The organism is Gibbsiella greigii, from assembly GCF_039540155.1.
Taxonomy (GTDB): Bacteria; Pseudomonadota; Gammaproteobacteria; order Enterobacterales; family Enterobacteriaceae; genus Gibbsiella; species Gibbsiella quercinecans.
Window position 1 is genome coordinate 1 of record NZ_BAABEM010000010.1, and the last position, 12562, is coordinate 12562.

A 12562-nucleotide genomic window follows, 5' to 3' on the forward strand; every position below is an offset into this window, starting at 1 on the left:
TCGCCGGCGAGGAAGCAAGCTTCCTCCCGCTGCCGCTCGACTTGCATGTGTTAGGCCTGCCGCCAGCGTTCAATCTGAGCCATGATCAAACTCTTCAATTAAAAGCTTGATTTGCTAAGTTAATAGCTGCTCGAAGATTTACTGCATGAATTTTACTTCAGTTAGTCACTCTTCAAGACTTGATATTTTTTGCACCCGAAGGTGCTGGATATCGTCTTGTGAGTGCCCACACAGATTGTCTGATAAATTGTTAAAGAGCGTCGCCGGCGATAAACTCGCTGGCGTGGGCTGCGTATACTACGCTTTTCGCCCGAAGAGTCAANCTGTATATTTAGGCAAAACACGCTTAAAGCGGCAGTTTTTTCAACGAATTAAAGCCGTGGCTCTGTAAAACGGGCAATAATGCATCTGTATCTGCGGAAAAGGCCAAACAGTAGGCCAGATTTTCTTCCTGGGTTAATGCCAGATTTTCCTGGGTAGAGATCAACCAGGCGGCGCGGCGCGCAATGGCGGCACCAGAATCTACCAGCCGAGTGCCCTCCGGCAATACCTGCATTAATTCTTCCGCCAACAATGGGAAATGCGTACAGCCCAGCACAACCGTATCCGGCGGTTCGCGCATGCTCAGCCAAGGATGCAAAATGCGCTTCAGCGCCGCTAACTGGATGGTTTCGCCATGCAGTTTAGCCTCCGCCAGCTCGACCAGTTCTGAAGAGCCCAGCAGCTCAATTTTACAGTCCGTGGCGAAACGGGCGATCAGTTCATGGGTATAAGCGCGCTGAACGGTGCCGCGCGTCGCCAGTAAGCCCACGATGCCGTTAGCCGTTAGCCTGGCAGCCGGCTTAATCGCCGGCACCACGCCAACCACCGGAAAGTTAAAACGCTCACGCAAAGCCGGCAGTGAAACGGTACTGGCGGTATTACAGGCGATAATCACAAGGGCCAACGGATGGCGCTGTTGTATCGCACCGACGATCTCCAGCACGCGCGCGATGATGAACTCTTCGGATTTCTCACCGTAAGGAAAGGCCACATTGTCGAAAGCATAGATATAGTGGAGATCCGGCAGCAACTGCCGAACCTCCTGGTAGACCGACAACCCGCCGACGCCGGAATCAAAAACCAGCACCGTCGGGCGTGGAAGCACGGGGGGATTAGAAGGTATAGCTTCCAGTGAGGTAATACTCCCTTCCTGGAGTAACGTAGCCATATGCCGTCTCATAATCTTTATCAAACAGGTTAGCGATTCTACCACGAACCGTCAGGTGAGAGGTGACCGGATATGAAACTGCGAGATCCCAGAGGCTAACGCCGCCGAGTTTGACCGTTTGCGCAGAAGAAGGCGCGTTATAGTCAGTATCATAACGCTGCCCCAAATAGTGATACGTGACCGCCCAATCGAAGTTGTATACCTGCCAATCCAACTCGTATTTTACCTGTTGCTTTGAACGACGCGCCAACACCTTGTTGGTATCCGCATTACGAGGATCGACATAGTCATACGAAATCTGGTGGCTCAACGGGCCAGTGTCAAACGATGCCGTTGCCTCAATGCCTTTAATCCGTGCCTTATTGATGTTGTAGTAAACATAGTCTGATCCATAGTCGATCAGGTTATCAATCTCATTACGATAGCCACTAATACGCCAGGTTATCTGGCCAGTCAGCCCTTCAAAACCGGCTTCCCACTGCTTGCTTTCTTCCGGCTTCAGGTTCGGATTTCCCCAACTGCCGGCGTACAGCTGCCCAAGGGTGGGGCCTTTGAACGCCGTACCGTAGGATGCGATGGCACGGTAGCCATCCACAAACTCCCAAGCGGCGCTGGTTTGCCAGGTGCTGTGCCACCCAAACTGCGAGTTATCATCACTGCGCACCGCGCCCTCAAAGGTAAGGGTGTCAATTTGCTGTTGCGCTGTCAGATAAAGCCCGGTGTTACGCTGGCTCTTGCCGCTGGTAATATAAGCGGTGCCAGGTTCAATTTTTTGCTCTTGCCAATCGGCACCTGCACTGATGCTACCCTGCGCAATCTCGAAGGTATTTCCCCATTGGATATTGTATTGCCTGGAATCATCCAGAGTAGCGGAAGCAGAATAAGGGCCATATTTGGGATCATAGTTATAGTCTTTGCTGCGGCTATAGCTGCCGACTAACTGAGTGGCGTAGATCCCCTCCTGATAACGCAGGCCACTGTCCCAGGTTTGGCTATAAAGCTTGCGCGTATCAGGCAGTGCATCAAGGTGCGAAAGATCGGTATAGCTGTAATTACCGTCATAGGCGGTGCGGTTGTTATAGCCAAAACCGCGGAAAAAACCGCTGAAATGGTCATTAAACTGATGCTGCACAGTGCCATACAATGACTTGCTCATAAAGCCGTCACGATCTGGCTGCGCCGGGTTACCATAATTATCCGGCAAATTGGCCACCACATCATACCCTTTGGTATAGGTATAGTTGCCCGCCAGCGTCGCCAGCGTGCTGTCGCCCAGTTGCTGTTGGGTAGAGCCGTCATAGGCCTGATAGCCATTGGAACCCACGCTGGCGGAGAGCGTAGTGCCGTTATTCTCACGGGTAGTAATAATGTTGACTACCCCACCGATCGCATCGGAGCCATAGACGGCTGAACGCGGGCCGCGAATATATTCGATTTTTTGCACCAGCGATAAAGGAATTTGGCTGAGATCGGAAGCACCGCTGACACCGGCCTGATTCAGGCGAATACCGTCGATCAGCAGCAAAACATGGCTGGAGTTGGTGCCGCGGATAAACAGCGAACTTTGTTGCCCCAGGCCACCATTCTGGCCCACATCCACTCCGGGTAAACGGCGCATAACGTCGACCAGACTCTTGGCTTGCCAACGATCGATATCATCACGAGTCACCACCGTCGCCGGCGCCAGTACCGAGGAAACCGGCTGCGGGAAGCGGTTAGCGGTGAGCACCATGGTTTCTTCACTTTTAGTGGTGGTATTGTCTTGCGCACAAACAGAAAAGGCCGTAGCGGACGAGACCGCCGCCAGCAGCATATTTTTTATCATTGTCATGGAAAAAGCATCCAAACTGAATTGGCGGATGCCGCAGGGCATGGCTGTTAGTTCGCGACAACCATGGGCATTGCGACGTATCACCGGCAGGTCTTCGGGCTCGGGATGTGCAGGTTGCAGGCAACCGGCACCGGGCAATGACTTCCCACCCGTAATAACAGGCAGTGTCTGCGTGCAACACGCTATTGCCGTGACTTCCCCATACCGCTGCGCGTCAGCTCCGGGTTCACACCGGATTCCCTTTTCACTCGCTGCTTGAGGCCGGATCGCCATGCTACGATCAATGTAAATGGATGTCTAGACTGCTACTAATGTTACAAATAATAAACGACACAACGCTGGACTTCACGGGCTGATATCCTACAATCCCCGCTGATTCAATCAGCCTGACGAGAAGAACCATGACGCCCGAGATATTGCCCATTGAACGCTACGACGACCAACTGGCGGAAAAAACCGCCCGCCTGCAGGCAATGATGGCGCCGTTCAATGCGCCCGCGCCGGAGGTGTTCCGCTCGCCAGTGAGCCACTATCGCATGCGCGCAGAATTCCGCATCTGGCATGATGGCGACGATATGTACCACATCATGTTTGATCAGCACACCAAGCAGCGTATCCGCGTAGACCGCTTCCCAGCGGCCAGCCAGCTGATTAACCGCCTGATGGATGCGCTGCTGGCGGCGCTCAAGCCACAGCCGGTGCTGCGCCACAAACTGTTCCAGATTGACTACCTGTCCACCCAAAGCGGCAAAATCATTGCTTCGCTGCTGTACCACCGCAAGCTGGGCGACGACTGGCTCGCCGCTGCGCAAAAGCTGCGTGACGATCTGCGCGCCCAGGGGTTTGATCTGCACTTGATCGGCCGCGCGTCTAAAACCAAAATCGTGTTGGATCAAGACTTTGTCGACGAAGTGCTGCCAGTCGCCGGCCAAGACATGATTTACCGCCAGGTGGAAAACAGCTTCACCCAGCCCAACGCCGCGATGAACGTGCAAATGCTGGAGTGGGCGCTGAACGTCACCGCCGGTTCACAGGGGGATTTACTGGAGCTGTACTGCGGCAACGGCAACTTTTCGCTGGCGCTAGCCCGCCACTTCGAGCGCGTGCTGGCTACCGAAATCGCCAAGCCTTCGGTGGCGGCGGCGCAATATAACATTGCGGCGAACCGCATCGACAACGTGCAGATTATTCGTATGTCCGCCGAAGAATTCACCCAGGCGATGAACGGCGTGCGTAGCTTCAACCGTCTACAGGGCATCGATCTGAGCAGTTACAACTGTGAAACGATTTTCGTCGATCCGCCGCGCGGCGGCCTGGATGCGGAAACCGTGAAGATGGTGCAGGGTTACCCACGCATTCTATACATCTCCTGCAACCCGGAGACGCTGTGCGCCAACCTGGAAACGCTGCAGGCGACTCATAACGTCAGCCGCCTGGCGCTGTTCGATCAGTTCCCCTATACCCATCACATGGAATGCGGCGTGCTGCTGGAAAAACGCGCCTGACGCCACAGGCTCGGCTAAGGGCCGAGCCTGCCCGATGGCTTACTGGTGCTCACTCTCCTGCGTTTGCGCCCGGCGCGCTTTCAGCTTCGCGCCAATCCACAGCACCAGCGCCACGCAGATAATCGATGGCAGGAAGTTAGAGCCAATCTGCGGGTACTCCACGCGCACGATCGCGCTATACAGCAATAGCCCCAGCAGGAAACAGGCCCCAACCAGCTTCGGTATGCCGTCCGGCATCGCACGGTTAAGGTAACGTTGATGCAGGCAGTAAACCGCCAGCACCAGAGCAATCAGGGGGAAAATCGAAAACGGCACGACCGAGCTGAACAACACGCAAAATGAACCGTTTACTGAAAGGCCAGCAATCAACGCCAGCAGCAAAGTGCCATTTTCACGGCCTGGTTTTTCCATCACTTTCACCTTTTCTTATACGTGGGATACGGATGCCTTCTCTTGTTCACGGCGATACCAGTAATAAGCGCCTTTGGCGATCATCCGCAGTTGCAAGACCAGCCGCTCCTCCAACTGCCGGCGCTGTTCAATATCGACATCCAGCGCCTCCGCACCGGCGCTGAACACAATCGTCACCATGGCTTCAGCCTGCGCTTCGGTAAAGCTGCGCGGCATGTGGTTTTCCAATTCAAGATAGTCCGCCAATTCGGCGATAAAATGCTGGATTTCGCGCGCCACGGCGGCGCGGAATGCCGCCGAGGTGCCGGAGCGTTCACGCAACAGCAGCCGGAAAGCATTGGGGTTATTGCCGATAAACTCCATAAAAGTGGAGACGGAGGTGCGGATCACGCTGCCGCCTTTCGCAATACGCTGGCGCGCCTGGCGCATCAACTGGCGCAGCATCAGGCCGCTTTCGTCAACCATGGTCAGCCCCAGTTCGTCCACATCACGGAAGTGGCGATAAAATGAGGTCGGCGCGATCCCCGCCTCACGCGACACCTCGCGCAAGCTTAGGCTGGCAAAACTGCGTTCGGCACTTAGCTGGCTGAAAGCCGCTTCGATCAGCGAACGACGAGTCCGTTCTTTTTGTTGTGCTCTGACGCCCATATGCATATCCAGATAAGTCCCATTTGCCCAGTCTAACGCCGTAGAACAGGCAATATAGCAAATTTTATTGCAACAACATTTATCCGAACACGTTCTATCACACTTCGGGCCGACGCCCGTCGCAGTTTGCCTAAAAAAGCCTAATGTTGATGAGACGCGCTGAGATATGATGTTAAATTATCGTTATTGTTTTGTATCGGAGCAGGACGATCTCACATGCAGCAACACTCTCAATTTGATGCCATTATTATCGGCTCAGGCCCCGGCGGCGAAGGGGCAGCGATGGGTTTGGTCAAACGCGGCGCTCGCGTCGCCGTGATCGAGCGTTACAACAACGTGGGCGGCGGCTGTACACACTGGGGCACCATTCCCTCCAAAGCCCTGCGCCACACCGTCAGCCGCATTATCGAATTCAACCAGAACCCGCTATACAATGGTTCCCGTACCTTAAGCGCCACTTTCCCGGATATCCTCCGCCATGCCGATAGCGTCATCAATCAGCAAACCCGTATGCGGCAGGGGTTTTATGAACGCAATCACTGCCAGCTATTTGCCGGCAACGCACGCTTTCTTGATGCCCATACCGTCAGCGTCACCTACCCGGACGGCACCCAGGACACCCTCCGCGCCGAAAACATCGTGATCGCCTGCGGTTCGCGCCCCTATCATCCGCCCAGCGTAGATTTCAACCATCCGCGGATCTACGACAGCGATTCCATTCTTGAGCTGAACCATGAGCCACGCCACGTGATTATCTACGGCGCCGGCGTCATCGGCTGTGAGTATGCATCGATCTTCCGCGGGCTAAATGTGAAGGTGGATCTGATCAACACCCGCGATCGCCTGCTGGCGTTTCTCGATCAGGAAATGTCAGACGCGCTCTCGTACCATTTCTGGAACAGCGGCGTGGTCACCCGCCACAACGAAGAGTTCGAGAAGATTGAAGGCATGGATGACGGCGTCATCGTGCACCTGAAGTCCGGCAAGAAAGTGAAGGCGGATTGCCTGTTGTACGCGAACGGCCGCACCGGCAACACTGACTCGCTGGGCCTGGAAGGCATCGGCCTGGAATCGGACAGCCGCGGCCTGCTGAAAGTCAACAGCCTGTATCAGACCGCGCTTGCGCATATCTACGCCGTGGGGGATGTGATCGGCTACCCGAGCCTGGCTTCCGCCGCTTACGATCAGGGGCGCATTGCCGCACGCACGATTTCCTCGGAAGAAGTGAGCGGGCACCTGATAGAAGATATCCCAACCGGCATTTATACCATCCCGGAAATCAGCTCCGTCGGCAAAACCGAGCAGGAGCTGACGGCGATGAAAGTGCCGTATGAAGTGGGCCGTTCCCAGTTCAAGCACCTGGCGCGGGCGCAAATCGCCGGCATGAACGTCGGCAGCCTTAAGATCCTGTTTCACCGCGAAACGCTGGAGATCCTCGGGATCCATTGCTTCGGCGAACGTGCAGCGGAGATCATTCACATCGGCCAGGCGATCATGGAACAGAAGAACGGCGGCAACACCATTGAGTATTTCGTCAATACCACCTTCAACTACCCGACCATGGCCGAAGCCTATCGGGTAGCGGCATTGAACGGCTTAAACCGCCTGTTTTAACGCTGCATTGTTAATGTAGCCCTGCATATGCTCGCGAATGGCTTCGGCTAACTGCTCATAACGGCTACGCAAAGGGGAACCGGGGCGATACACCAGAGCAATGGTGCGCTTCGGTTCCGGTTTGTAGCAGTCCAGGTAACACACGCCGTCGCGTTCCCGCTCATGCGGCACCGCCAAAGACGGCAACAGTGTGATACCGCTGCCTGCCGCAACCATGTTACGCAGCGTCTCCAAACTGGTGGCGCGGAAATGGGTATCTTCATCCGCACCGGCCTGGAAACAGAACCCCATCGCCTGATCGCGCAGGCAGTGCCCGTCCTCCAGCATCAGCAGTTTCTCCCCGGCCAGATCCGGCATCGCCACGCGTTCGCGGTGCGCCCACGGGTGATCGGCATACACGGCCAGCTTCATCGGCTCATCAAACAGCGGCACCTCAATGAAGGCTTCGGTTTCTTTCACCAACGCCAGGATGGCGCAGTCCAGTTTGCCGCTGTCGAGCTGCGCCAACAGTTGTTGGGTCTGTGCTTCATGCAGGTACATTTCCAGTTTAGGGAATGTCTTGTGCAGCGTGGGGATAATTTGCGGCAGCAGATAAGGCCCCACGGTGGGGATCAGGCCGATATGCAACGGCCCGGACATGGTTTCGCCCTGCTGGCTGGCCATCTCCTTTAACACCTTGACTTCACGCAGCACCGTGCGTGCCTGTTCCACCAGCAATAGCCCTGCCTGGGTGAACAGTACCTTGCGGCTGGTGCGTTCAAGCAACATCACGCCCAGTTCATCTTCCAGCTTCCGAATCTGACCACTGAGCGTCGGCTGGCTAACGTGGCAAGAGTCCGCCGCGCGCCGAAAATGGCGATGTTCAGCCAGTGCTACCAGGTATTCTAAATCACGAATATTCATTGTTTCCCTCCAAGCCACGATAGCCCATGGCGATAGATAAGATAGCAATCAGTGATTAGATCTATCAACCCCCAGCATGAATAATATCCCCCAACAAAAGGGCAACGCGCCAAAATAAAGAATTATTCATTACTGATTAAGGAATTATTGAATGTTTACCAGTCAAGAAGGCAAAAAGATCCCACAGGTTACTTTCCACACCCGCCAGGACGATCGTTGGGTTGATGTCACCACCGATGACTTGTTCAAAAATAAAACCGTGATCGTGTTCTCCCTGCCAGGCGCGTTCACCCCAACCTGCTCTTCCAGCCACTTGCCGCGCTACAACGAGCTGACCAGCGTGTTCCGCCAGCACGGCGTAGACAGCATCCTGTGCGTGTCCGTCAACGACACTTTCGTGATGAATGCCTGGAAAGCAGACCAACATGCTGAAAATATCACCTTCGTGCCGGACGGCAACGGGGAATTCACCAAAGGCATGAATATGCTGGTGGAAAAAGCAGAGCTGGGCTTTGGCCCACGTTCATGGCGTTATTCCATGCTGGTGCGCAACGGCGTGGTTGAGAAAATGTTTGTTGAGCCGAACAAACCAGGCGACCCGTTTGAAGTGTCTGATGCCGACACTATGCTGAAGTACCTGGCACCGGAATTCAAAGTGCAGGAATCGGTTTCCGTGTTCACCAAACCGGGCTGCCCGTTCTGCGCCAAGGCCAAACAAATGCTGCAAGAGCGTGGCATTCAGTATGAAGAAATCGTCCTGGGCCAAGATGCGACCACCGTCAGCCTGCGCGCCGTCAGCGGCCGCGCCACGGTACCACAGGTGTTCATTGGCGGCCGCCACATCGGCGGCAGCGATGACCTGGAAACTTTCCTGTCAGCCTGATAACAATCAATAACAAATATCGATATGTGCTTTGGCGGGCTTTAGCCCGCCTTTTTTATTGCCACAGCGCTGCAGATTACGCCAAACGTGCTTTCGCCGCCGCAATGGCGCTGGCAACCTGCTGCGGAGACACGCCGCCCTGGGCAGCACGTTTATCCAGGCAGGATTGCAGCGAGAGGATCGGATAAACATCCTCGCCGATCGTGCTGCTGAATTTCTGCAGGTCCACCAGCGATAAGGCTTCCAGCGCTTTCCCCTGGCGAATGGCTTCCACTACCGCTTCGCCGACAATGTGGTGCGCTTCACGGAACGGCACGCCTTTGGCAACCAGATAATCCGCCAGTTCAGTGGCGTTGGCATAGCCTTGCTCCGCCGCTTCCTGGCAACGCGGGCACTTCACTTGAATACCTTCCAGCACCAGCGCAGCCATTTGCAGGCAATCCATCCAGGTATCAAGCGCGTCGAACAGCCCTTCTTTGTCTTCCTGCATATCTTTGTTGTAGGCCAACGGCAGGCCCTTCAGCGTCATCATCATGCCAGTCAGCGCGCCCTGCACGCGGCCGCACTTGCCGCGGATCAGCTCCAGCGCGTCCGGGTTTTTCTTTTGCGGCATCAGAGAAGAGCCGGAGGTCACACGGTCAGAAAGATCGATAAACGCCGCCTCGCCGCTGTTGAAGAAAATCAGATCTTCGGCAAAGCGTGACAGGTGCACCATGCTGATGGCGGCGTTGGACAACAGCTCCAGCACGTGATCGCGATCCGAGACGCTGTCCAGGCTGTTGCGGGTGGCGGAAGCAAAGCCCAACCAGCCGGCCAGCTGTTCGCGGTCGATCGGGTAGGCGGTGCCGGCCAATGCGCCGCAGCCCAGCGGGCTAACGTCAAGGCGTTTCAGCGTATCCAGCAGGCGGCTTTCATCGCGTGCCAGCATTTCAACGTATGCCAGGCACCAATGCGCGAAAGTCACCGGCTGGGCGCGCTGCAGGTGGGTATAACCCGGCATGACGGCATCCTGATTGGCTTCGGCCGTTTCCACCAGCGCCTGTTGCAAATGCACGATCGCCTGATGCAGTTCGCCCACCTGTTGCTTGCACCACAGTTTCAGATCGGTCGCGACCTGATCGTTACGGCTGCGGCCAGTGTGCAACTTTTTGCCCAGATCGCCCACTTTCTCGATCAGTTTCTGCTCCACCCAGCTATGAATATCTTCGGCGTCGCTGGCGGTGATGGAATGTGGATCAGCCTGCACTTCCTGCAGCAAATCGCCCAGCGCGGCTTCCAGTTGCTGTTGCTCTTCCACCGTCAACACATTCACGGTCACCAATGCTTTTGACCAGGCGACGGAACCCGTGATGTCCTGTTCCGCCAAGCGATAGTCAAAACGCAGAGAATCGTTTAATTGTTTGAACCGCTGATCTGCCGCCTGGCTAAACCGCCCGCCCCAAAGTGCCATAATCTACTCCTGAATGTTATGCAAAAGGGCGCAGCACGCTGCGCCCCCGACAATTGACGCCAACTGACGTTATTTTTTCTTCTGTTCGTTCAGCGCACGGATGCGGGAAGACAGCGAGAACAGGCGAATAAAGCCGCCGGCATGGCTGTGATCGTAAACTTCATCTTCACCGAAGGTGGCGAACTCTTCAGAGTACAGGCTGTTGTCGGATTTTTTCTGAATCACGCTAACCTGGCCTTTGTACAGCTTCAACACCACTTCGCCGTTAACGTCGGCCGCCAGCGTTGCCGCCGCAGCTTGAATCGAACGGCGCAGCGGCGCGAACCAGCGGCCATCGTACACCACGTAGGACATTTCCAGGCCCAGCTGTTCGCGCCATTTGAAACTGTCGCGATCCAGCACCAGTTGCTCAACGCCACGCAGCGCGGCAACCATGATGGTGCCCCCTGGGGTTTCATAGCAACCGCGGGATTTGATGCCCACCAGGCGGTTTTCTACGATGTCGATACGGCCAACGCCGTGTTTGGCACCCAGATCGTTGAGTTTAACCAGGCACTGGTACGGGCTGAGTTTTTCACCGTTTACCGCCACCACGTTGCCTTGCTCAACGGTAACCGAAACCTGCTCCGGCTGATCCGGCGCTTCTTGCGGATCGACAGTCCATACCCAGCAATCTTTATTAGATGCATTCCACGGGCTTTCCAGCACGCCGCCTTCGGTGGAGATATGCCATGCGTTTTCATCACGGCTGTAGATTTTTTCCAGCGAAGCAGTCGTCGGGATATTACGCTCTTTCAGGTAATCCAGCAGGGCTTCACGGGAACGCAGGTTCCATTCACGCCATGGCGCCACCACTTTCAGCTGCGGTGCCAGCGCGGTGTAGGTGGTTTCAAAACGCACCTGATCATTACCTTTACCGGTTGCGCCGTGGCACAGCGCGTCTGCGCCCACCTTCAGCGCCAGCTCAACCTGAGCCTTGGCGATAATCGGCCGGGCCATAGAGGTGCCCAGCAGGTAGCTGCCTTCATACAGCGCGCCGGTCTGCAGCACCGGGTAAACGTAGTCGCGGATGAATTCTTCACGCAGATCAACCACGTGGCATTCAGAAGCGCCAGATTGCAGGGCTTTCTTTTCCACCCCGTCCAGATCGCTCGGATCCTGGCCGATGTTGGCCACAAAGGCGACCACTTCACAACCGCCGTAGTTTTCTTTCAGCCAGGGAATGATGGCAGAGGTATCCAGGCCACCGGAGTACGCCAATACGATTTTTTTGATGCCTTGGTCTTGCATGGTTTTATTCCTTGTCGTTCTAAATTTAAGCGAGGATCCGGGTGCCAATCGACACACCATTAAACAGGGCCGGGAGCTGATCGGCATGACGCCAGCTGGCGATATCCACCGGGCGGCCGAGCGTACGGGCGGCATCCAACGCCGCGTTCACCTTCACCACCATACCATCGGTGATAATCCCTTTCGCAATCAGTTGTTCGGCTTTTTGCGCCGTCATTTCGGCGATACGTTGCCCCTTGCCGTCCAGAATACCGCTAACGTCAGACAGCAGGATAAGATCGGCGCCCAATGTCTCCGCCAGCGCCGTCGCGGCCTGATCGGCGTTGACGTTCATCAGTTGGCCTTCGGCCGTGATACCGATAGAGCTCACGACAGGCAGATAACCGGCGTTCAATAAGGTATTCAACAGTTGCGGCGAGCCGGCCTGAGCTTTGCCCACGTGGCCCAGCTCCGGATCGAACTGGGTGACGCTAACGCTGCCGCCATCGGCCAGGCTCAGGCCAACAGCGTTAATCTGGTATTTCACCGCCCAAGCCAGCAGGGTTTTGTTGGCGGTGCCGGCCAAGGCACCGGTGATGATATCGATCTGGTCGGGCGGCGTGACGCGCAGGCCGTTTTTCTTCACAACCGGCAAAGAAAGCTGTTTCATCAGCTCATCCACCACGCAGCCACCGCCGTGGACGATCACCAGCGGGCGCTGATGCTGCTGGCGGTAAACATCCAGCGCGGTAAATAAACGCGCGAGCGCTTCTTCGCTGTCTAGTAACACGCCACCTAATTTGATAATTAACGGGTTCATCACGGTTCACATCCCACG

The 12562-nt window shown here is 55.8% G+C and carries 11 protein-coding genes, 1 rRNA gene and 1 riboswitch; of the genes, 3 read left to right on the top strand and 9 right to left on the bottom strand.

Annotated elements, in window-relative coordinates; all coding sequences use genetic code 11:
* From AC559G_RS10370 to btuB, 3 genes are all read right to left on the bottom strand, one after another.
* A 16S ribosomal RNA gene (locus tag AC559G_RS10370) occupies positions 1-101 on the bottom strand; the annotation flags it as partial.
* A gap of 245 nt (positions 102-346) precedes the next feature.
* Complete coding sequence (gene murI, locus AC559G_RS10375) at positions 347-1210, bottom strand: glutamate racemase (protein WP_498912509.1); 864 nt, start codon at positions 1208-1210, stop codon at positions 347-349.
* Positions 1155-3041, bottom strand: coding sequence for a TonB-dependent vitamin B12 receptor BtuB (btuB, locus tag AC559G_RS10380; RefSeq protein WP_498912510.1), 1887 nt, complete (start codon positions 3039-3041; stop codon positions 1155-1157). Before btuB ends, murI begins: the two co-directional genes overlap by 56 nt.
* A gap of 68 nt (positions 3042-3109) precedes the next feature.
* Positions 3110-3322: riboswitch (cobalamin riboswitch) on the bottom strand.
* A 120-nt stretch (positions 3323-3442) separates the two neighbouring features.
* On the opposite strand from btuB, the gene trmA reads away from it, so the two are divergent.
* On the top strand, positions 3443-4546 hold the full coding sequence (trmA, locus tag AC559G_RS10385) for a tRNA (uridine(54)-C5)-methyltransferase TrmA (RefSeq protein WP_498912511.1): 1104 nt from the start codon (positions 3443-3445) through the stop codon (positions 4544-4546).
* A gap of 39 nt (positions 4547-4585) precedes the next feature.
* Here trmA and AC559G_RS10390 read toward each other — a convergent pair whose 3' ends face one another.
* Together AC559G_RS10390 and fabR are read right to left on the bottom strand one after the other, a co-directional pair.
* Positions 4586-4957: a YijD family membrane protein gene (locus AC559G_RS10390; RefSeq protein WP_438598023.1), complete on the bottom strand. Its 372-nt coding sequence runs from the start codon at positions 4955-4957 to the stop codon at positions 4586-4588.
* Positions 4958-4972: 15 nt separating this feature from the next.
* Positions 4973-5605, bottom strand: a complete 633-nt coding sequence (fabR, locus tag AC559G_RS10395; RefSeq protein WP_095846649.1) for an HTH-type transcriptional repressor FabR — start codon at positions 5603-5605, stop codon at positions 4973-4975.
* Between the two features lie 216 nt (positions 5606-5821).
* On the opposite strand from fabR, the gene sthA reads away from it, so the two are divergent.
* Positions 5822-7219: a Si-specific NAD(P)(+) transhydrogenase gene (sthA, locus tag AC559G_RS10400; protein ID WP_498912512.1), complete on the top strand. Its 1398-nt coding sequence runs from the start codon at positions 5822-5824 to the stop codon at positions 7217-7219.
* Here sthA and oxyR read toward each other — a convergent pair.
* Positions 7202-8122, bottom strand: a complete 921-nt coding sequence (gene oxyR, locus AC559G_RS10405) for a DNA-binding transcriptional regulator OxyR (RefSeq protein ID WP_462614749.1) — start codon at positions 8120-8122, stop codon at positions 7202-7204. The two genes, sthA and oxyR, sit on opposite strands and share 18 nt — an antisense overlap.
* Positions 8123-8273: 151 nt before the next feature.
* Here oxyR and AC559G_RS10410 point away from each other — a divergent pair, with 151 nt between their 5' ends.
* Positions 8274-9005, top strand: coding sequence for a glutathione peroxidase (locus AC559G_RS10410; protein ID WP_498912513.1), 732 nt, complete (start codon positions 8274-8276; stop codon positions 9003-9005).
* Positions 9006-9081: 76 nt separating this feature from the next.
* Here AC559G_RS10410 and argH read toward each other — a convergent pair whose 3' ends face one another.
* The 3 genes from argH to argB all read right to left on the bottom strand — a co-directional run bounded on the left by argH (position 9082) and on the right by argB (position 12547).
* Positions 9082-10455 (bottom strand): argininosuccinate lyase, encoded by a 1374-nt coding sequence (gene argH / locus AC559G_RS10415; protein ID WP_498912514.1) that lies wholly within the window; start codon positions 10453-10455, stop codon positions 9082-9084.
* A 69-nt stretch (positions 10456-10524) separates the two neighbouring features.
* Positions 10525-11745 (bottom strand): argininosuccinate synthase, encoded by a 1221-nt coding sequence (locus tag AC559G_RS10420; RefSeq protein WP_095846644.1) that lies wholly within the window; start codon positions 11743-11745, stop codon positions 10525-10527.
* A 25-nt stretch (positions 11746-11770) separates the two neighbouring features.
* Complete coding sequence (argB, locus tag AC559G_RS10425; RefSeq protein ID WP_438597817.1) at positions 11771-12547, bottom strand: acetylglutamate kinase; 777 nt, start codon at positions 12545-12547, stop codon at positions 11771-11773.
* Between the last annotated feature and the right edge of the window lie 15 nt (positions 12548-12562).